The 21,493-nt window shown below is 74.8% G+C and carries 14 protein-coding genes and 1 pseudogene; all 15 read left to right on the top strand.

The window, feature by feature from the left end:
• Nucleotides 1-2 precede the first annotated feature (2 nt).
• Nucleotides 3-956: an isocitrate lyase/PEP mutase family protein gene (locus tag B4U46_RS35135; protein ID WP_079432309.1), complete on the top strand. Its 954-nt coding sequence runs from the start codon at nt 3-5 to the stop codon at nt 954-956.
• Nucleotides 957-1,060: 104 nt separating this feature from the next.
• Nucleotides 1,061-1,951, top strand: a pseudogene (locus tag B4U46_RS35130) (3-oxoacyl-ACP synthase); the annotation flags it as partial.
• A 191-nt stretch (nt 1,952-2,142) separates the two neighbouring features.
• Nucleotides 2,143-4,434 (top strand): iron-containing redox enzyme family protein, encoded by a 2,292-nt coding sequence (locus B4U46_RS35125; RefSeq protein ID WP_237293436.1) that lies wholly within the window; start codon nt 2,143-2,145, stop codon nt 4,432-4,434.
• Nucleotides 4,435-4,445: 11 nt separating this feature from the next.
• Nucleotides 4,446-5,645: an acyl-CoA dehydrogenase family protein gene (locus B4U46_RS35120; RefSeq protein WP_079432307.1), complete on the top strand. Its 1,200-nt coding sequence runs from the start codon at nt 4,446-4,448 to the stop codon at nt 5,643-5,645.
• Nucleotides 5,646-5,827: 182 nt separating this feature from the next.
• The gene (locus tag B4U46_RS35115) at nt 5,828-7,069 is read left to right on the top strand and encodes a cytochrome P450 (protein WP_079432306.1); all 1,242 of its coding nucleotides are present in this window, start codon (nt 5,828-5,830) and stop codon (nt 7,067-7,069) included.
• Nucleotides 7,070-7,213: 144 nt separating this feature from the next.
• Nucleotides 7,214-8,284 (top strand): saccharopine dehydrogenase, encoded by a 1,071-nt coding sequence (locus tag B4U46_RS35110; protein WP_079432305.1) that lies wholly within the window; start codon nt 7,214-7,216, stop codon nt 8,282-8,284.
• A complete protein-coding gene (locus B4U46_RS35105; protein WP_079432304.1) occupies nt 8,274-9,482 on the top strand; it encodes a saccharopine dehydrogenase C-terminal domain-containing protein in 1,209 nt (402 codons plus the stop codon). Before B4U46_RS35110 ends, B4U46_RS35105 begins: the two co-directional genes overlap by 11 nt.
• Before the next feature lie 84 nt (nt 9,483-9,566).
• Nucleotides 9,567-10,895 carry a lysine N(6)-hydroxylase/L-ornithine N(5)-oxygenase family protein gene (locus tag B4U46_RS35100; RefSeq protein ID WP_079432303.1) on the top strand — a complete coding sequence of 443 codons (1,329 nt, stop codon included), beginning with the start codon at nt 9,567-9,569 and terminating at the stop codon, nt 10,893-10,895.
• Nucleotides 10,895-12,169 (top strand): NAD(P)/FAD-dependent oxidoreductase, encoded by a 1,275-nt coding sequence (locus tag B4U46_RS35095; RefSeq protein WP_185117378.1) that lies wholly within the window; start codon nt 10,895-10,897, stop codon nt 12,167-12,169. Before B4U46_RS35100 ends, B4U46_RS35095 begins: the two co-directional genes overlap by 1 nt.
• Nucleotides 12,166-14,469, top strand: a complete 2,304-nt coding sequence (locus B4U46_RS35090) for a class I tRNA ligase family protein (RefSeq protein WP_079432302.1) — start codon at nt 12,166-12,168, stop codon at nt 14,467-14,469. Before B4U46_RS35095 ends, B4U46_RS35090 begins: the two co-directional genes overlap by 4 nt.
• Nucleotides 14,466-17,756: a non-ribosomal peptide synthetase gene (locus B4U46_RS35085; RefSeq protein WP_079432301.1), complete on the top strand. Its 3,291-nt coding sequence runs from the start codon at nt 14,466-14,468 to the stop codon at nt 17,754-17,756. The genes B4U46_RS35090 and B4U46_RS35085 overlap by 4 nt, the downstream gene beginning before the upstream one ends.
• A gap of 206 nt (nt 17,757-17,962) precedes the next feature.
• On the top strand, nt 17,963-19,492 hold the full coding sequence (locus B4U46_RS35080) for an AMP-binding protein (RefSeq protein ID WP_079432300.1): 1,530 nt from the start codon (nt 17,963-17,965) through the stop codon (nt 19,490-19,492).
• Complete coding sequence (locus B4U46_RS35075) at nt 19,485-19,814, top strand: acyl carrier protein (protein ID WP_079432299.1); 330 nt, start codon at nt 19,485-19,487, stop codon at nt 19,812-19,814. The genes B4U46_RS35080 and B4U46_RS35075 overlap by 8 nt, the downstream gene beginning before the upstream one ends.
• A 3-nt stretch (nt 19,815-19,817) precedes the next feature.
• Entirely contained in the window at nt 19,818-20,423 is a 606-nt protein-coding gene (locus B4U46_RS35070; RefSeq protein WP_079432298.1) for a GNAT family N-acetyltransferase, read from the top strand.
• Nucleotides 20,420-21,493, top strand: coding sequence for a C45 family autoproteolytic acyltransferase/hydolase (locus B4U46_RS35065; protein WP_079432297.1), 1,074 nt, complete (start codon nt 20,420-20,422; stop codon nt 21,491-21,493). The genes B4U46_RS35070 and B4U46_RS35065 overlap by 4 nt, the downstream gene beginning before the upstream one ends.

The raw sequence follows: 21,493 nt of genomic DNA, 5'->3' as shown, positions 1-21,493 counted from the left end.
TCATGAACCACACCCGCCCCAGCGCCGACCCCGCCGCCCGACTCCGGCGCGGCGAAGCCTTCCGCGCCCTGCACGCCGGCCCCGGCCCCTTCGTCGTCCCCAACCCGTGGGACGCCGGCACCGCCCGCATCCTGGCCTCCTTCGGGTTCGCCGCGCTCGCCACCACCGGCGCCGGCCTCGCCCACAGCCTCGGCCGCCCCGACGGCACCAACCAGCTCACCCGCGCGGAGCTCCTCGCCAACGCCACCGCCATCGTGGACGCCACCGGACTGCCCGTCACGGCCGACCTGGAGAGCGGCTTCGGTGAGCGCCCCGAGGACGTCGCCGAGACCATCCGCCTCGCCGCGCAGGCCGGCCTGGCCGGCGGTTCGATCGAGGACGCCACCGGCCGCGACGAGGACCCGCTGCGCCCCCTCGACGAGGCCGTCGAGCGGGTCGCCGCCGCCGTGGAGGCCGCGAAGGGGCTCGACTTCCCCTTCACCGTCACCGCCCGCGCCGAGAACTTCTTCCTCGGCCGCCCCGACCTCGACGACACCATCCGCCGCCTCCAGGCGTACGAGGCCGCGGGCGCCGACGTGCTCTACGCCCCGGCCCTGCCCGACGCCGAGGCGATCCGCGCCGTCTGCGCCGCCGTCTCCACGCCCGTCAACGTCCTGATGACCGGCGCCCTGAAGCTCTCCGTCGCCGAACTCGGCGCCCTCGGCGTGCGCCGGATCAGCACGGGCTCCGCCCTCTCCCGCGCCGCGCTCGGCGCCCTCACCCGAGCCGCCCGCGAGATCACCGGGTCGGGCACCTTCGGCTTCGGCGCGGATGCCCTCCCCTATGCGGAGGCCAACGCCCTCCTCGCCGCCCCGCCCGCCGGCCCCGCGCCCGCACCCGCCGCCGCCCCCGTGTCCGCCGCCCCCGCCCCGAACGCCCCGTCCGCCGCCGACCGAGAGAGCGATCCGGCACCGTGAGCCTTCCGCACGCGACACCCACCGCCCCGGCCGCGCCCGGCGCCCCCGCCGGGTCCGCCGCGCCCGCCGGCCCGGGGGCCCGGCAGGCCCCCGCCGCCGTCCACCTGTCCGCGCCCCGCTACGTCCTCGGCGAACTCCGCTGCGACCACACCACCATCGAGGGCCTGCGCGAGCGGGCCCGCCGGTTCGGCATGCCGCCCCGCGCCGAACTGTGGGGCTGGGGCTCGGTCCACCGCACGGCCAAGTCCCTGGAGACCCTTGCCGCCGAGACCGCCCGCGCCACCCTCGACGGCGCGGGCGCCGCCCCCGCCGACGTGGACTGCCTGATCCTGTGCTCCACCCGCTTCCCCGGCGGCCCCCGCACCCACGGCGCGTTCGTCGAGAACGTCATGGCCGCCACCGGGCTCGGCACCGCCGCCTTCACCGGCCTCACCCTCGGCCGCTGCGCCAACCTCCTCGCCGGCATCCGCACCGCGCAGGCGTACGTGGCCTCCGGCATGCACCGCACGGTCATGGTCGTCACCGCCGACCGGGTCACCGACGAATCCGTCCGCATGGAGAACTTCGCCCTCTTCAGCGACGGCGCCGCCTCCTGCCTGATCAGCGCGGACCCGCTCGGCCCCGACGCCTACGAGGTCGTCGCGGGCGCCGGCGCCCAGGATCCGGCCGGGCTCGACTGGTCCAACGAGATCAGCTCCGACCTGGCCCGCGAGGTCAACCGGCAGATCCTCGACGAGGCCGGCATGAAGACCGGCGACATCCTCGGCGTCCTGCACGCCAACCTCTACAAGCCCCTGGTCGTCCTCAAGGAACGCCAGGCCGGCTTCACCCGCGAGCAGCTCTTCCTCGACAACATCCCCCGCGTCGGCCACTGCTTCGCCGCCGACCCGCTGATCAACCTGGTGGACCGCGCCCGCGCCGGGGCCCTGAAACCCCACGGGCACTACCTGCTGGCGTCGAGCGTCCCGGGCGTACGGATCGCCGTCCTGCTCCGCGCCCTGCCGACGGCCGCACACCCCCGGGAAGCCCGGCCCGGCGCCGCCGCCGACGGCACCCCGAAAGCCCGGCCCGGCGCCGCAGCCGACGCCACCGCCACCGCAGACGCCGAGCCCGCCCGCACCGCGCCCGGCATCCCGCCCGGCACCCCCTCCGACGCCACCGCAGCCGCACCCGAAGGATCCCCCGCATGAGCGCGCCCCTCACCCCCGACGAGGACACCTCCCTCGACATGGCGCGCAGCTTCCCCGCGCCCGCCTACACCCTCCCCGACCTGACCACCTCCCTCCCCTCCGGCCCCTTCGAGGCCTCCCCGCAAGGCGCCGCCGAGGCCGCCCGGATCACCGCCGGGCCGCCCGCCGGGCTCTTCCGCCGCCTGATCGCCGATCAGGAGAGCGAGGCCGTCCTGCTCTCCGCCCGCCGCGTCCTCGCCGCCTTCCTGACCCCGGCCGACGAAGAGGACGAGTACCGGACGGACGGCCCCGGGCCCGACGCCGACGCGGACGCCGTCGCCGCCCACGTCCTGGCCGTCCGCGCCGAACTCGCCGCCGTCCTCGGCCCGCTGCGCACCCACCCCGACCCCGAGGTCCGCACCGCCGTCCTGCGCCAGCGCGCCCCCCTCGCCCTGACCGGCGGCTGCTGGCTCGACACCCTCTCCCAGGCCGCCACCCAGCCCGCAGAGATCGTCGGCCGCCTCTTCGGCCAGCACTGGCTGCTCCAGGGCGAGGGCACCTCCGAGGCCGGGCTGCTCGGCCGCCGCCGCCGGGCCCTCATCGGCCACGGGATCCACCTCCCCGGCGTGGAGTCCGCCGCCTTCCTCGACGCGGCCGGCGCCCGCCCGCTCACCGCCCTGCACGGCGCCTTCCACCTGGCCCTGTCCCGGCTGCCCGCCTCCTTCCTCCCCGAGGTCGTCGGCGTCCACTACGCCGCCCACGCCCTCGGCCTCGACGAACTCCTCCTCGGCACCGAGCCGATGCTCGCCGAGAGCGACGTACGGCCCGTCCTCGCCGCCTACCTCGCCTTCACCGAGGACTCCCCGACCGGCCCCGCCGACCGCCGCCGCGCCCTGGCCGCCGTACGCCTCCTGCTGCGCCTGGAGCGCGAGCACACCGCCGCCCTCGCCGAACTCGCCGCCTGGCACGACGGGCTGTCCCTGGACGCGAAGGTCGCCCGGATCGTCGAACGGCACGCCCCGCACGCCGGCCGCCAGCACGGCGCCGTCCGCCTGGGCACCCGGCGGCTCACCGACTGGCTCGACACCGGCGACCTCGACGCCGCCGCCTTCGTCCGCGAACTGCGCGGCTCCCGCCAGCTCAAGCCCGCCCGCGACGGCGGCCCCTGCCGCTTCCTGAAGGCCGTCAAGTTCGGCGGGCCCATGTTCGGCATCTTCGACGAGACCGAGGCCGCCGTCCTCACCGCCTGGGCCCGGGCCGTCGCCGACGGCGAGCCCGCAGGAGCCGGCCTCACCCCCCTCACCGCCGGGGACGCCACCGCCCGCGTCTGGAGCGGGCGGCTCGCCGCCGCCGACCCCGCCGACATCCTGGTGGGCGAGCCCGAAGGCCCCGAGGACCACCGCCGGTTCTTCCACCGGCTCGTCAACTTCGAGCACCACCCCAGCGTCCTGCCGCTCGCCCGCGCCCGCGCCGAGGCCGGCCTCGCCGAGGCCGAGATCCTCTTCGAGCACGGCGCCGAGGGCCTGCTCACCGACGCCTCCTGGTTCCCCTACACCCCCGAGGCCCTGCTGGAGCGGGTCGAACGGATCTACTGGGACAAGCTCGTGGACCCGTACGAGCCGCTCACCGAGATCCCCTCCCGCGACGAGGTGGTCTTCGAGCAGTCCACGTACGCCCTCGGCAGCCTCATCGACGGCACCTGGGCCCACCGCGTCGGCAACCTGGGCCGCCGCGGCCGCCGCAGCGACGACATGCTCTTCGCCATCTACGCGGACGAGATGGGCCGCGGAGACACGGCCAAGAACCACATCACGCTCATCCACAAGGTCCTGGCCAGCATGGACATGGACCTGCCGCACATCCGGCAGGAGGCCTTCCTGCACCAGGGCGAGCTGCCGGACCACCTGTACGGCTTCTCCGTCCACCAGCTCTGCCTGTCGCTGTTCCCCGACAGCCTCTACAACGAGATCCTCGGCTATAACCTGGGCATCGAGATGTTCGGGCTCGGCGCGCTGCGGATGCACGAGATCCAGAAGCTGCGCCGGTACGGCCTCGACGCCTCCTACGAAGAGGCCCACCTGTCCATCGACAACTTCTCCGCCGGCCACGCCCGCCAGTCCGCCGACATCGTCGTCGCCTACCTCGACGAGGTCCGCCACCTCTCCGGCGAGGAGGCCGTCCAGCGCGAATGGCGGCGGATCTGGCGCGGCTACGCCTCCTTCGCCTTCTTCATCGAACACGCCCTGGTCAAGCGGGTGCGCGCGGCGGCGTCCGAGGACGCGGGCGCCCCCGCCGAGCTGGTCATCTGAGGAGCCGGACCATGGAACCCACCACGAGCTTCGACCCCGAGGTGCTCGCGCTCCCCTTCTACGAGGACTCCCACCGCCGCCTCGCCGCGGCGGCCGGGACCTGGTGCGACAGCAACCGCGTCCTGTGGGAGGAGGCCCGCGCCCTCTCCCCGGACGACGCCGGGCGCCGCCTCGTGCGCGCCCTCGGCACGGCGGGCTGGCTCTCCGAACTGGACCCGCGGGGCGTCCCGGTGGACGACTTCCGGGCCGTGTGCCTGCGCCGCGAGGCCCTTGCCTACGCGGAGGACCTGGCCGACTTCGCGTTCTCCGTCCAGGCGCTGGCCGCCACCCCGCTGCTGCGCTTCGGCAGCGAGGCGCAGCGCCGCCGGTACCTGCCGGGGATGGCCGCCGGAACCCTGGTCGGGGCGTTCGCGGTCTCCGAGAAGGAGGCCGGGTCCGACCTGGCCTCGGTCGGGCTGGAAGCGGTGCGCGCGCCGGACGGCTCGTACGTGCTCAGCGGCCGCAAGGCGTGGATCGCCAACGGCACCATCGCGGACGTGTTCGTGGTCATCGCCCGCACGGGGGAGGGCCCGGGCCCGCTGGGGCTGTCGGCGTTCCTGGTGCCGGCCGCCACGCCCGGACTGCGGGTCGAGCGGGTCGACGCGATCGCCCCGCGCTCCTTCGCCCACCTCGCCTTCGAGGACTGCCGGCTGCCGGCCGACGCGGTGCTCGGGCGGCCGGGGAAGGGGTTCGTGGTCGCCCTGGACCTGCTGGAGCGGTTCCGCACGACGGTCGGCGCGGCCGCCCTCGGGTTCGCCCGGCGCGCCTTCGACACCGCGCTGGCGCACGTGCTGGCGCGGGAGGCGTACGGGGCGGTGCTCTTCGACCTCCAGCTGGTCAAGGCCCGGCTCGCCGACATGGAGGTCCAGCTGAACGCGGCCTCGCTGCTGGTGGCCCGGGCCGCCTGGGAGACCGACCGGGGCAGCCGCCGCTTCGCCCGGCACTCCAGCATCGCCAAGGTCCACGCCACCGAGGCCGCGCAGGAGGTCGTGGACTCGGCGGTGCAGCTGCTGGGCGCTGCGGGGATCGTCCGGGACTCCGTCACCGAGCGGCTGTACCGGCAGATCCGCTCCCTGCGCATCTACGAGGGCACGTCGGAGGTGCTGCGGATGGCCATCGCGGGGTCCCTGGACATGCGCAGGGCGGCCCGTGCGGCCCCTCTTTGCGCCTAGGTCGTCTCTTTCGGATCTTGCCGGGCGGCGCGGGCCAGGCGAGATCCGGAAGAGACGGCCTAAACCGGCGCCGCTCTCGCGGAGTCGGTCGCCCGCCGTCGTGGTCACTCGATTGATGGTTGCGCGGTTCGTCGCTTTCACACTGCGCAGCCCGTACCAGAACCGTTCAGCAAGGAGTCACAGTGAGCGCCACCAGCACCGTCGAGCCCACCCCCGTCGAGGCGGTCCGCCTCGCGGACCCCTACCCCTACTACGCGCGCCTGGTCGCCGAGCGCCCCTTCGCCTTCGACGAGGCGCTGGGGGCGTGGGTGGCCGCCGACGCGGCCGCGGTGCGCGCGGTGCTGGGCGGCGGCGCGCTGCGGGTGCGGCCCGTGGCGGAGCCGGTGCCGGCCGGGATCGCGGGGACGGCGGCGGGGGAGGTCTTCGGCGAGCTCGTACGGATGACGGACGGTCCGGCGGCGGCCCGGCTCAAGGGGGTCGTGGCGGAGGCCCTGGCCCGCGCCGACCTCGGGCAGGCCGGCGCGCTGGCCGCCCGGTACACCCGGGAGGAGCTGGCGCGGGGCGGCGAAGTCCCGTACGAGGAGCTGATGTTCGGGGTCCCGGCCCGGGTGGTGGCCACCCTGTCGGGCCTCACGGACGGCGCCGACCGCGAGGCGGCCCGCGCCATCGGCGACTTCGTCCGCTGCATCCCCGCCTCCGCGACGCAGGACGACCACCGCGCGGCGGCAGCAGCGGCCGTCCGCCTCCGCGAACTCCTGGGCCCGCCCCTCGCCTCGGCCTCCGCGGCGCCGGTGGCGGGCCGTGCCCCGGCCCCGGGCAGGGCCGGGGCGTCCGCCGCCGGAACCGGGCCGGACGCGGGGATGCCGTCCCCGGCCCCGTCCCCCGCCGGCCGGGCGAACGGGCTGCTGCGGGAGCTGGTGGCCGCCGCCGAGCGGGCCGGCTGGGAACATCCGGGGCCGCTGCTGTCCAACGCCATCGGGTTCCTCTCCCAGACCTACGACGCCACCGCCGGCCTCATCGGCAACACCCTCGTCGCCCTCGCCCGGGGCGCCGGCGCACCCGACACCGGGGCGCTCGTGCGCGAGGTGGTCCGGTACGACGCGCCGGTCCAGAACACCCGCCGCTTCGCCGCCGAACCGTTCGCCCACGCCGGCTCCACCGTGGAGCCCGGACAGCAGGTCCTCGTCCTCCTCGCCGCCGCCAACCGCGACCCCGCCGTCAATCCCGACCCCCACACACTCTCCCCCGGCCGGGTGAATCCGGTCGTGTTCACCTTCGGCGCGGGAGCCCACCGCTGCCCGGGCGGGGGGCTGGCCACGGCCCTCGCCACCGCCGTGGTGGCGGAGCTGCGCGCGGCAGGCTGGAGCACCACAGCGACCCCCGCCTACCGCCCTCTGGCGAACGCCCGGATCCCGCTCCTCTAGGGGGGTCGCGAAAGTCCCGCACGGCACCCACGGCGCAGGACTTTCGCAACCCCCCGCGCGAGAACGTCCAGGACGCAGCCCCCGCCACCGCGATCAGGCCGGGGGTCACCCACCCCCATGCCTCCAGACAGGACAAACCGAAACATGTCAGACAGCACTCACCTCTGGATGCGGCACGAGGCCCGCCGTACGGAACGCCGCGCCCCCCTCACCCCGCAGGACGCCGCCCGCCTCGTCGAGGCCGGGATCCGCATCACCGTCGAGGAGTCGGCGCAGCGCGCCTTCCCCCTCGCCGCCTACACGGCCGCCGGCTGCGCCACCGCCCCCGCCGGCTCCTGGCACGAGCAGGCCCCCGACGACGCGTACATCCTCGGCCTGAAGGAACTCCCCGCCGGCCCCGGCGCCCCCGCCCTGCGCCACCGGCACATCTACTTCGGCCACGCCTACAAGGGCCAGGCCGGCGCCCGTGAGCTGCTGGCCCGCTTCACCGCCGGCGGCGGCGCCCTCCTCGACATGGAATACCTCACCGACGACTCCGGCCGCCGCGTCGCCGCCTTCGGCTACTGGGCCGGCTACGTCGGCGCCGCCCTCGCCGTCCTGCACCACCGCCGCGCCCTCACCACCCCGCTGGTCCCCACCGACCGCCCCGCCCTCGACGCCCTCCTGGCCTCCACCGCCACGGCCGGCGACACCACCACCGCCCTCGTCATCGGCGCCCTCGGCCGCTGCGGCCGCGGCGCCTGCGACGCCCTCGTCCAGGCCGGCCTGGAACCCACCCGCTGGGACCTGCCCGAGACCCGCGCCCTCGACCGGGCCGCCCTCCTCGGCCACGACCTGCTCGTCAACACCGTCCTGACCACCACCCCCGTCCCGCCCTTCCTGACCAAGGCCGACCTGGACGAAAGCGCCCGCCGCCTCTCCCTGGTCTGCGACGTCACCTGCGACGTCACCTCCGACTGCAACGTCCTGCCCGTCTACGACGAAACCACCACCTGGGACGCCCCCGTCCGCACCCTGCGCGACGGCGACCGCCCCCTCGACCTGATCGCCATCGACAACCTCCCCTCGCTCCTCCCCGTCGAGGCCGCCACCGCCTTCTCCGCCGAACTCGCCCCGCACCTGCTGCGCCTGCCCGAGTGGGACGGCGTGTGGGCCCGCGCCCTGCACCGCTACCGGACGGCCGTCGAAACCCAGGAGGCACCCCTTGTCATCTGACTTATCCGCCCCCGCCGCCCCCGCCGCGGCCCCCGCGTCCGGCACCGTCCACTGGATAGGCACCGGCCTGTCCACCGGCCGTTCCGGCCTCTCCCTCGTCTGCGAGCGCGCCCGGCGGGTGGTCCTGTGGGACCGCACCGCCGAGCGCGCCGCGGCCCGCCTGGCCGCCCTCGGCCTGGCGGGCCGCGCCGAGGTCCGCGCGCTCACCCCCGCCGCCCTGGCGGCGGAGACGGGCGCGGGCGACGTCCTCGTCTCCATGCTCCCGGCTGCCGAGCACGCCCCGCTGCTCGGCGTGGCCGCCGACCGCGGCGCCCACTTCGCCTGCACCAGCTACACCTCCCCGGAGCTGGCCGAACAGGCGCAGCGGGCGGCCGCCCGGGCCCGTACCGTCGTCCTCACCGAGGCCGGACTCGACCCCGGCATCGACCACCTCATGGCCCACGACCTCGTCGCCCGGGCCCGCGAGGCGTTCGGCCCCTCCCCGGCGACCGCCGTGTTCACCTCGTACTGCGGAGGCCTCCCGGCGGTCCCCGGACCGTTCCGCTACCGCTTCAGCTGGGCCCCGCACGGGGTCCTCGCCGCCCTCGCCGCCCCGGCCCGCTACATCGAAGCCCGCGCCGAGGTCACCGCCCCCCGCCCCTGGGAGGCGACGGCCCCGCTGACCCTGGCGGGCGAGGAGTTCGAGGCCTACCCCAACCGCGACAGCCTCCCCTTCGTCGCCCAGTACGGCATCCCGTACTACTGGCACCTCGACACCTTCGTCCGCGGCACCCTGCGCAACTCCGGCTGGCGCACCGCCTGGAAGGAGGTCTTCGACACCGTCTCCGCCGGCGACCCCGACGCCGTCCGCGCCCTGGCGTACGAGCTCGCCGCCCGCCACCGCGCCGGCCCCGCCGACCGCGACCGCGTCGTGCTGTCCGTCTCCCTGGAGCTGCGCACCAGGTCGGGCGAGCGCTGGCGCGGCTCCCGGCTGCTGGACCTCACCGGCGGACCGGACGAGTCCGCCATGGCCCGCTGCGTCTCCCTCCCCGTCGCCTACGGGGTCACGCGGATCCTGTCCGGCGCCCTGCCCGCCGGGCTGAACCGGGCCGCCGAGACCCCCGGCGAGGCCTCGCGGTGGCTGTCGTTCCTCGGCGCCCACGGACTCGCCGGCCGCTACGAGGAGACCGCCCCCGCTCCCACGGGAGCACCGGCGTGACCGTCTGACGACCCACCCCACCCCTCCCTCACCCCACTTCCCCCTCACCTCAGCCACCGCACAACGAACGAGAGGTTCCGAACCATGGGGCACGAGAGCTTCCGGCCGGGCATCACGCACTTCCGCTGCGTGGGAGTCGGCGTGGGCCCGGCCAACCTCAGCCTGGCGTCCCTGCTGCACAGCAGGCCGGACGTACCCAATCTCTTCCTCGACCGCAAGGAGTCCTTCGGCTGGCACGACGGCCAGCAGATCCCCGGCACCAGCCTCCAGGTCTCCCAGTTCAAGGACCTGGTCAGCCTGGCCGACCCCGCGAACCCCTTCTCCTTCCTCTCCTACCTGCACGCCAAGGGCCGGGTCTACCACTTCCTCAACGCCCGGTTCGACGACGTGCCCCGGCTGGAGTTCCGCAACTACCTGGCCTGGGCCAGCCGCAACAACGAGAACGTCGTCTTCGGCGAGGGAGTGGAGGAGGTCGACTTCGACGACGGGCTCGGGGCGTTCACGGTCCGCACCGCGCGCCGCACGGTCACCGCCGAGAACGTCGTCGTCGGCGTCGGCAGCCGCCCCTGGGTGCCTCCGCTCGGGGAGCACCAGCTCGGCCCCACCCAGTTCCACGTCAGCGACTACATGGCCAACGCGCAGGACGTCGGAGGCAAGCGGGTCGTGGTCATCGGCGGCGGCCAGTCCGGTGCCGAGGCCTTCCTCGACCTGATCTCCCGGGGCGGCTGGGAGCTGCCCCGCCGGGTCTCGTGGATCTCGCGGCGCGCGAACTACCTGCCGATCGACGACTCGCCCTTCACCAACGACTACTACATGCCCAGCCACGCCGACTACTTCTACGGACTGCCGCGCGAGCGCCGCCACTCGCTGAACTCCCGCAACGTCCTCAGCAGCGACGGCATCTCCGAGTCCACGCTGCGCGAGATCTACCAGGGCATCTACATGCACCGGTTCGTGGACGGCAACGAGGACCTGGTCGCACTCCACCCGGGCCGCGAGGTCTTCGACGTCCGGCCCGGCCCCTTCGGCGGCTGGGAGGTCCGCGCCCGGCACACCCAGGAGACGGAATCCGTCGAGAAGTTCGAGACCGACGTCGTCGTCTGGGCCACCGGCTACCGGCCCGCCGCCACCGACTTCCTCGCCCCGCTCGCCGGGCGCCTGGAGCGGGAGGGCGAGGAACTGCGCGTCGACGAGGACTACGCCGTCCGCTGGGACGGGCCCGCCGACCGCCGGATCTTCGTCCAGAACGGGGTCCGCGGCCAGCGCGGCCTCGCCGACCCCAACCTCAGCCTCAACGCCTGGCGCAGCCGGCGCATCGCCGACCGGCTGTGCGGCGTACGCGGGGACGAGCAGCTCGCCTCCTTCATCGAGTGGTCCTCCAAGACCTCCCAGGACGAACGGTGGACCGCCTGATGACCACGGACCGCACCGGAACCTGCCGCCCCCTGACCACCGACCCCGAGGCCCACCCGGCCGCAGGTCCCGCCCCGGCCCCGGCGCCCGCACCCGCGGCTGCCACCCCGGCCGCCACCCCGTCCGGGCCTGTGGCCGCCGCGCCGGCCGACCCCACCGCCGCCCCCGCCTACCGCTCCACCGCCCGCCACGCGGGCGGGCCGGCCGGGGCCCGTACCGACGTCGCCGTGGTCGGCGCGGGCATCCTCGGCGTGCTCGTCGCCCGCGAGGTGCTCTCCCGCGACCCCTCCGCCACCGTCACCGTCCTCGACCGGGACATGATCGGCTCCGGCGCCACCCGCCGCTCCGCCGGACTGCACTTCCCGCGCGGGGCCGACGAGACCGTCCGCGCCCTGGCCGCCGAGAGCGAGCGCTTCTACGCCGACCTCCACACCGCCCGCCCCGACCTGCCCATCCACCCCCTCGGCATGACCGTCCTCGCGCCCGAGTCCGCCGAGGAGGCCCTGCGCGAGACCTACCTCCCCGAGGCCAAGCTCCGCTGGACCGGCGACCTGCCTTCCTGCGTCCCCGCCCTGCCCAAGGACTTCGGGGCCTGGGAGGGCGACGGCTGCCAGTACGCCGACGTCCACACCCTCACCCAGCTCCTCGCCGCCGACCTGCGCCCCGCCGTCTCCTTCCGCGAGGGCGTCGCCGCCCTGACCGTCGCCGCCGGACCCGGCGGCGCCCGCCTCACCCTGAGCGGCGGCGCCACCCTCACCGCCGGGCACGTCGTCCTCGCCCCCGGCCCCTGGCTGGCCGAGCCCGCCTGGCGCGAGCTCGTCGCCCCGCTGCGGGCCCGGGTCAAGAAGGTCGTCGCCCTGCACGTGGAGACCCCACCCGCCCCCGGGGACCGGGCCGTCGTCCTGCACGAGGAGGACGCCTTCCTGCTGCCCGTCCACCACCGCGGCCACTGGCTGTTCAGCTACACCTGCCCCGAATGGGACGCCGACCCCGCCACCGTCGACCCGGCCCTCACCACCGCCCACCTGCGCGAGGGCCGCGCCCTGCTCACCCGCTACGCCCCCGCCCTGGCCGCCCACTGCCGGTCGGGCCGGGTGTTCTGCGACGCCTACGGACCCGACGGCAGGCCCCTGGTCACCGCCCTCGACCCCTACGGCCGGCTGGTCTTCGCGGGCGCAGCGGGCGGCTCCGGCTACCGCCTGGCCCCGGCGCTCGCCGCCCGCGCCGCCGACCTGATCCCGTCCCTCCCGTCCCCGCGAAAGGCCACGACATGATCATCGCGCGTTATGACGACGACGTGCTGGAGCAGGCGTTCGGCATCGACATGAGCGGTGTGGAGGGCTTCGGGACCGGTGCCGGCTGGGGCCGGGTCGCCCCCGGCCGGGCCACCGACGACCACCACCACGACGAGACCGAACTGTTCGTCATCGTCTCCGGCCGCGGCGAGTTCCTCATCGACGGCGAACGCCACGAGGCCGTCCCCGGCACCGTCGTCCTCTTCGAGCCCTTCGAGTCCCACGTCCTGCGGAACACCGGCCCGGAGAACCCCACGGACGCGGGCACCGACCTGGTCTTCTTCACCCAGTACTGGCGCGACGCCCAGCGGGCCGCCCACGCCGCCTCCGCACCCGTGCGCACCGGCTTCGGCGACCGCCCCGTCTTCGTCTTCTCCACCCCGCCCACCCCCAACGGCGACCTGCACCTGGGCCACCTCGCCGGTCCCTACCTCGGCGCCGACGCCTTCACCCGCTTCCAGCGCATGAACGGCACCGAGGCCTACCACCTCACCGGCAGCGACGACTACCAGAGCTACGTCCTCGGCGCCGCCCGCCAGGGAGGCCGCACCCCCGCCGAGACCGCCGCCCACTACAGCGCCGAGATCGCCGAAACCCTGCGGCTGATGGACATACCCCTCGACCAGTACACCGTCACCGACCAGGACCCCGGCTACCGCGACGGGCTCAAGGACTTCTTCAGCCGGCTCGTCGCCTCCGGCGAGATCGCCGTCACCGCGCACGAAGCCCTCTACGACGCCCGCACCGGCGCCTACCTCTACGAGGCCGACGTCACCGGCGGCTGCCCCGGCTGTGGCGCCGCCACCTGCGGCAACCTCTGCGAGGAGTGCGGCGAACCCAACACCGTCGCCGACCTCGCCGACCCCCGCTCCACCGCCACCGGCAGCGCACCCCGCCCCGCCCCCGCCGCCCGCTGGACCCTGCCCCTGCACGCCTACGCCGGCGACGTCCGCGCCCACCACCGGCGCGGCCGCGTCCCCGCCCGGCTGCGCGAACTCGCCGACCGGCTCTTCCGCCGGCCCGCCCTCGACCTCCCCCTCACCCACCCCTCCGACTGGGGCGTCGAACCCCGCGAGGACGACACCGACGGGCAGGTCATCTGGGTCTGGCCCGAGATGAGCTACGGGTTCCTGCACGGCATCCAGTCACTGGGCGCCCGCCTCGGCCGCCCCTGGCGGGCCGCCGAGCCCTCCGCCGACTGGAAGATCGTCCACTTCTTCGGCTACGACAACAGCTTCTACCACTCCGTGCTCTACCCGGTCCTCTACCAGCTCGCCCACCCTGGCTGGACCCCCGACATCGACTACCACGTCAACGAGTTCTACCTGCTGGAGGGAGAGAAGTTCTCCACCAGCCGCCGGCACGCGATCTGGGGCAAGGAGGTCCTCAGCCCCGATACCGTCGACGCCGTCCGCTACTTCCTCGCCGCCACCCGCCCCGAGGGCCTGCGCACCGACTTCCGGCGCGCCGCCTACGAGGCCACCCTCGCCGACACCCTCATCGGCACCTGGCAGCAGTGGCTCAACGACCTCGGCGCCCGCGTCGCCAAACACCACGGCGGCCGCGCCCCCGACGCCGGGAACTGGACCCCCGAGCACACCGCCTTCCTCGCCCGCCTCGGCACCCGCCGCGACGCCGTCACCGGCGCGCTCGGCAACGACTCCTTCTCCCTCACCCAGGCCGCCGCCGAACTCGACGGCATCGTCCGCGACACCGTCCGCTTCACCCGCGCCGAAGGCCTCCTCACCGACACCCCCGGCTGGGAGGACGAGAACCGCACCGCCGTCGCCCTCGAACTGGCCGCCGCCCGCCTCCTCGCGCACGCCGCCGCCCCCCTCATGCCCCGCTTCGCCGCCCGGCTGGCCGCCGCCCTGGACCTCGAAACCCCGCGCACGTGGCCCCGTACCGTCGAACTCCTCACCCCCGGCGCCGCCGTCGACCTCTCCGACGCCGTGTTCTTCCAGCCCTCCCCGGCCGCGCAGCGGGCGCAGGGCGCCGACGCGGCCGAGCCCGTCCTCACCCCCTGGCTCACCCAGGTCGCCCGCACCGCCCTGCGGCTCGGCGCCGACGAGCCGATCGCCCACCGCACCCTCACCCAGCTCGCGGCCGGCTCCCTCCAGGCCGTCACCGTCCAGTACCAGATCCTCGACGCCCTCGACGTCGACCTGTCCATGGACGAACTCCTGCACGGCGGCACCCTCGCGGAACTCGCCGCCGTCATCGCCGAGCGCGCCGAGCCCGCCGCCGTCGCCGCCCTGACCTCGGGGGAGGCCCGATGAACCAGCACCGCCACATCCTGCGCGAGATGGCCGAGCGCGGGCTGACCGTCACCCTCGCCGACGGCGACCTGCGCCTGACGGGCAACCGCGAGCGGATGGACCCCGAGTTCATCGCCCGCGTCAGAGCCGCCAAGCCCGCCCTCGTCGCCCACCTGGAGCGCGAGGCCGACCACGGCCCCGGCTTCCCCCTCACCCCCCTCCAGCGCAGCTACTACCTCGGCCGCAGCGGGGTGTTCGAGGTCGGCGACGTCTCCAGCCACGTCTTCCACGAGATCGAGGGCGACTGGGACATCGACCGGCTCCAGTCCTCCCTCGACACCGTGATCGCCGCCCACAGCGGCCTGCGCTCCCGCTTCCTGTCCGACGAACGCCAGGCCACCGAGTACGGCGACCACGCCCCCCGCATCGGCGTCCTCGACCTGCGCTCCCACACCCCCCGCCAGCAGGACGCCATCCGCGCCCAGCTCCGCGAGATGCGCTCCCACCAGGTCCTGCCCGCCGACCAGGCCCCCCTGATCACCGTCGACGCCACCATCCTCGACGACGACCGGATGCTCCTCCACGTCGGCCACGACGGGCTCGTCATGGACGGCATCAGCATGTTCCTCTTCTTCCGCGCCTGGTGGCACGCCTACCAGAGCCCCGGCGCCGACCTCCACGAGGAACTTCCCTACGAGGACTACCTCACCGCCCTCGAAGCCGCCCGCGACAAGGCCCCCGCCCACCGCTCCCGCGCCTACTGGCTGGACCGCGCCGACGACCTCGCCCCCCACCCCGACCTGCCCCTGCGCACCAGCCCGGCCGCCCTCACCGAGACCCGCTTCACCCCGCGCCGCGTCACCCTGGAGCGCACCGCCTGGACCGCCCTCAAGGACCGCGCCGCGACCGCCGGCCTCACCCCCTCCGCCCTGCTGCTCGCCGCCTACGCCGAAACCCTCGCCACCTGGGGCGCGGGAGAGCGGTTCACCCTCACCACCACCATCGCCCACCGCCCGCCCGTCCACCCCCGGGTCTTCGAGGCCATCGGCCAGTTCTCCGACACCCTCCTCGTCGAGGCCGAGGTCGACCGCCGCCTGACCTTCGCCGAACGCGCCCAGCTCCTCCAGGCCCGCCTGCACACCGACATCGACCACCGGCACTACTCCGGCGTCGAGTTCCTGCGCGAACTCGCCGTCCGCCGCGGCGGGATCACCGGTGCCCGCATGCCGTACACCTTCAACAGCGCCATCGGACACGTCAGCAGCGAGGTAGACGGCTCCGCCCTGGAACTCTTCGGCAAGGAGGTCTACACCGTCAGCCAGACCCCCCAGGTCTGGCTCAACGCCTTCGCCATGGAGCAGCACGGCGCCCTCGTCGTCCAGCTCGACGGCATCGACGAACTCTTCTGCGAGGGCCTTCTCGACGACCTCGCACACGGCTACCGCACCCTCCTGGAAACCCTCGTCGACGAGAGCTCCTGGCAGCGCCACTCCTTCGACCTGCTGCCGCCCGCCCAGCGCGAGCGCCGCGCCGCCGCCAACGACACCGCCGTCGCCCTGCCCGACGAAATGCTCGGCGACGCCATCGTGGCCCGTGCGGCCCGCACCCCCGCCGCGCCCGCGATCCTCACCTCCGACCGCACCGTCAGCTACGGCGAACTCCTGCACCGGGCCGCCACCGCCGCGACCTGGCTGCGCGCCCAGGGCGTCGGCCGCGGCGAACTCGTCGGCCTCGTCTGCCACCGGGGCCCCGAACAGATCGTCGGCATCCTCGCCACCGTCCTCGCCGGAGCCGCCTACCTGCCCGTGGACGCCGCCCTGCCCGCCGCCCGGCAGGAGTACATGCTCACCGACGGCAAGGTGCGCTGCGTGCTCACCAACTCCGGCCGGCCCTCCGACGACACCGTCGCCGCCTTCGACCTCACCCGCCCCTGCTCCGGCCGCGCCGAACTCCCCGACCGGCTCCCCGGCTCCCACCCCGACGACCTCGCCTACGTGCTCTACACCTCCGGCACCACCGGCGCCCCCAAGGGCGTCATGGTCAGCCACCGCAGCGTCGCCAACCTCGTCGCCGACTGCCAGGGCCGCTTCGGGATCACCGCCGAGGACCGGTTCATGGCCGTCAGCGCCTTCCACTTCGACCTGTCCGTCTGGGACGTCTTCGGCGCCCTCTCGGCCGGCGCCGCCCTCGTCATGCCCGACCGCGACAAGGCCACCGACCCCGCCCACTGGCTCGAACTGTGCTGGCTGTACGGGGTCACGGTGTGGAACTCCGTCCCCGCCATCGTCGGCCTGCTGCACGGCCAGGCCCGCTCCGACGGCGACGTACCGCCCGGCCTGCGGCTGGTCCTGATGAGCGGCGACCGCATCCCGCCCGCCCTCCCCTCCCAGCTGCGCGAGCTGATGCCGGGCCTGGAGGTGGTCTCCCTCGGCGGCCCCACCGAGACCACCGTCTGGAACGTCCTGCACCCGGTGGGCGAGGACGAGGACGGTTCCTCCTCCATCCCCTACGGCCGCCCCAACTCCAACAACCGCGCCTACGTCCTCGACTGCCACGGCCTCGACGCCCCCGACTGGGTCACCGGCGAGATCACCGCCGCCGGCACGGGCCTGGCCCGCGGCTACTGGGGCGACCCGGAGCGCACCGCCGAACGCTTCTACGAGGACCCCGTGCGCGGCGAACGCCTGTACCGCACCGGCGACTTGGGCCGCTACCTGCCCGACGGCAGCCTCCAGATCCTCGGCCGCAGCGACTTCCAGATCAAGATCAACGGGTACCGGATCGAGGCCGGCGAGGTCGAGACCCGCCTCGCGGCCCTCGCGGAGATCGGCCGGGCCGTCGTCGCCCCCCAGGGCAACCGCCTCGTCGCCCACCTCGTCCCCTCCGGCGGCCACCGGCCCCACCTGGCCGAGATCCGCCAGGCCCTGCGCGCCGACCTCCCCGATTACATGCTCCCGGCGGCCGTGCTCTGGCACGAAGAGCTCCCCCTGACCCGCAACGGCAAGGTGGACCGCGCCCGGCTGGCCGAACTCGCCGCCCAGGCGCCCACCACCGGCCCCGCCCCGGGCGGCAGCGCCCCGGCCACCCAGGCGGAGAAGATCCTCTGCGACATCTGGTCCACGGTCCTGCGCCGCCCGGACGTCGGCGCCCTGGACACCCTGACCTCCCTCGGCGGCGACTCCATCGCGGCGGCCCGCATCCTCACGGCCACCCGCAAGCGCTTCGGCACCACCCTCACCCTCGACCAGTTCGCAGAACTCCCCACGGTCCGCGCGATGGCGGCAGCCCTGATGCCGAAGGGTTCCTGATGCCCCCCACCCAGCCGAAGCCCCCCGAGGGCCCCCACCCATCGGTCACCCGACCGCCGGCGTCGGCCCCCGAGGGGCGCGGGGAACTGCGCGCCCAGCCACAGCCGACCGGCACCCGACCGACGGCGTCGGCCCCTCAGGGGCGCGGGGAACTGCGCGCTCAGCCACACCCCACCGGCACCCGACCGACGACCGCACCTCCGGCGGTGCCGGAGACGATCCGCCGGATCGTCGACGGCCCGCCCCCGGCGACCGGCCACATCCACGTCGCCAGACTGGACGGCACCCGCACCATGCCCCTGCGCGAGCTCCACGCCCGCGCAGCCCGCCTCGCGCACCACCTGCGGAGCACCCACGGCACGGGCCCCGCCCACCGCATCGGCATCCTCGCCGCCAACAGCCTGGAATGGGTCCTCCTCGACCTGGCCGCCCTGCGGCTCGGCGCGCAGACCGCCGGCCTGGAACCCGGCAAGTTCACCCCCTCCGCCGACCTCGCCGACCGCTACGACCTGCACCTCCTCTACACCGACCAGGACACCGGCGCGACCCCCGGGGTCCTGCCCATGGAAGGGATCCTGGCGCTGACCGACCCGGACTCCGACGCGGAGGCGCCGCCGCTCCCACCCGTGACCTGGACCACCGAAGACGTCACCACCATCAAGTTCACCTCCGGCAGCACCGGCATCCCCAAGGGCCTCGGCGCCACCGCCGGCAGCATCGACAGCTCCCTCACCGCCGTCCAGGAGATCTTCGAACACACCCCCGACGACCACCTCTTCGTCTTCCTGCCCCTCTCCCTCCTCCAGCAGCGCTACTGGGTCTACTCCGCCCTCCTCCACGGCCACGACGTCACCATCACCACCTACGAGGCCGCCTTCGCCACCTTGCGCCGCGTCCGCCCCACCGTCGTCATGGGCGTCCCCGCCTTCTACGAGTCCGCCCGCCGCCAGATCACCGCCCGCCTGCGCCGCACCCCCGGCCAGGACCCGGCACACGCCGCCCGCGCCCTGTTCGGCGACCGGATCCGCTACCTGTGGACCGGCTCCGCGCCCGCCTCGCCCACCGTGCTCCGCTTCTTCGACGACGAGGCCCGCCTGCCCCTCTACGAGGGCTACGGCCTCAACGAGACCTGCATCGTCACCAAGAACCACCCCGGCGCCCACCGCGAGGGCAGCGTCGGCCGGGCCGTACGCGGCAAGGAGGTGCTCATCGGCGAGGACGGGGTCATCAGCGTCCGCAGCACCCACCCCGTCAACAACCACTACGCCTACGCCCGCCCCGGCGACTCCGAGAAGGTCTTCTCACCCGACGGGACCGTCCGCACCGGCGACCTCGGCCACCTCGACGAGGACGGCTACCTCTTCGTCCACGGCCGTGCCGACGACGTCATCGTCCTCGACAACGGCAAGAAGGTCATCGTCCGCCCCATCGAGGAACTGATGCGCGCCGACCCGGCCATCGCCGAGTGCGTGCTGTTCAGCCCCACCCAGACCGACCTCGTCGCCGTGGTCTCCCCGGCCACCGCCCCCGCCGACCACCGGGCCATCGCCGCCCGCCTGGCCGCCGTCAACGCGGCCACCACCCCCGACGAGCGCATCAGCCGCGTCCTCGTCGCCGACCCGCCGTTCAGCATCGAGGGCGGCCTGCTGACCTCCCAGTACAAGCCGAAGCGCCCCGACATCCGGGCCGCCTACCACGCCCCGCTGCACTCCCAGGAGGCCGGAATCCATGCCTGACACCACCCACACCACCGACACCACCGACACCACCGACACCGCCCTCGAGGACGCCGCCCGCGACCAGCTCGCCCTCGTCCTGGTGCCCGAGGTCCCCGCCGAGGAGATCGACCCGGACGCCGACATGGTCGCCGCCTACGGACTGACCTCCCTCAACAAGGTCCTCTTCCTCACCGAGGTCTGCGAGGAGACCGGCGTGGACCTCGCCCACTTCACCGAGCACGACCTCGCCGACATGAAGACCCTCCGCGACGTCACCGCCGCCCTCGCCCGCCACCACCACGCCACCGCCACCGCCACCGTCACCACCACCGGAGCCTGAACCATGAGCTGGACCGAGCACGCCGCCGCCGTCCTGGAGAACGACCGGGTGCGCCTCACCCCGATCACCGGCGCCGACCGCGAGGGCATCCGGGCCGTGGCCATGGACCCCGGCATCTGGCGCTACTTCGTCGCCGCCGTCGAGACCGACGCCGACTTCGAGGCCTTCTTCGACGCCTGCCTCGCCGACCACGCCGCCGGCCGCCGCACCGTCTTCACCATCACCGACAAGGAGTCCGGCCGCACCGCCGGCAGCATGAGCTTCGGCAACATGGCCGAGGCCGACCGCCGCCTGGAACTCGGCTGGTCCTGGCTCGGCCGCGACTTCCGCGGCCGCGGCGTCAACCACTGGGCCAAGGCCCTCCTGCTGGAGCACGCCTTCGAGGTCCTCGGCGCCGAACGCGCCGAGTTCAAGACCGACGTCCTCAACGTCCAGGCCCGCCGCGGCCTCGTCAACATCGGCGCCACCGAGGAAGGCGTCCTGCGCAGCTTCAACTACATGCCCGGCGGCCGCCGCCGCGACGCCGTCTTCTACAGCATCCTGCGCGCCGAATGGCCCGCCGTCCGGGCGCACCTCGCGCGCGGCCCCAAGAAGGCCGTCCCGGCATGAACGACCCCGCCGCCGCAGGCCCCGGCATCAGCCACATACGGGCCTGCGGCACCCCGTACGAGATCGGCCGCGCCCACGGCGCGGCCCTCGCCGCGCCCCTGCGCGCCTTCCTCGACGACGGCCTGGCCCGCCTCAACCACCTCGTCCCCGAGCCCCTGACCCTCCGCACCCTCCTCCCGGCCGTCACCGCCCACCGGCGGGCCGTCACCGACTGCCTGCCCGACCTCGCCGAGGAGGTGGCCGGCCTCGCCGACGGCGCCGGCACCTCCGAGGACGAGGCCTGGCTGCTCCAGCTGCGCCGCGAGATCCTCGGCTACTCCAAGATCCGCACCGGCGGCGACTGCACCACGTACGCCCGCACCGGCCCCGGCGCCGGCCCGCCCGTCCTCGCCCAGACCGTCGACCTCAACGGGGACCTCGACACCCACATCAGCGTCCTGGAGATCGCCCGCGCCGGCACCGCCCGCCGCTCCCTGGTCCTCAGCTTCGCCGGCCTGCTGGGCTACCTCGGCCTCAACAGCGACGGCCTCGCCGTCGGACTGAACCTGGTCCTCGGCGGCACCTGGGGCCCCGGCGTCCCCCCGTACCTGGCCATCCGCCACCTCCTCGACACGGCCGCCGACACCGGCCAGGCCCTCAAACTCCTCGCGGACCTCCCCCTGGCCAGCTCCCGCTCCCTCATGCTCTGCGACCCCGAGCGGGCCCTGTACGTGGAACACCTCGACGGGGACCTGCGCGTCACCGAGGCCGCCGCCCCCGGCGCGCTCGCCCACACCAACCACTACCTCCACCCGGACTTCGCCCCCGCCGACGAACTCAACGTCTTCGCCCGCAACTCCTCGCTGCGGCGCCTGCGCGCGGCCACCGAAGGCCTGGCCGCCCTCCCCGCCACCGCGACCCCCGAGGACCACCTGGACCTGCTGTCCCGGCCGCCGCTGCGCGTCCCCGGACGCGGGGACATCCGTACCGAACGCACGGTCGCCGCGGCCGTCATGCTCCCCGCGGCCGGCCGCCTCCACCTCCGCCCGGGCGACCCCGCACGCTCCCGCACCCGCGTCTTCGGCCTGTAG

Origin of the sequence: Streptomyces katrae (assembly GCF_002028425.1) — a bacterium.
Classification (GTDB): domain Bacteria; phylum Actinomycetota; class Actinomycetes; order Streptomycetales; family Streptomycetaceae; genus Streptomyces; species Streptomyces katrae_A.
The sequence above is the reverse complement of the archived record's forward strand: the minus strand, read 5'-3'. Positions and strand labels throughout refer to the sequence as shown.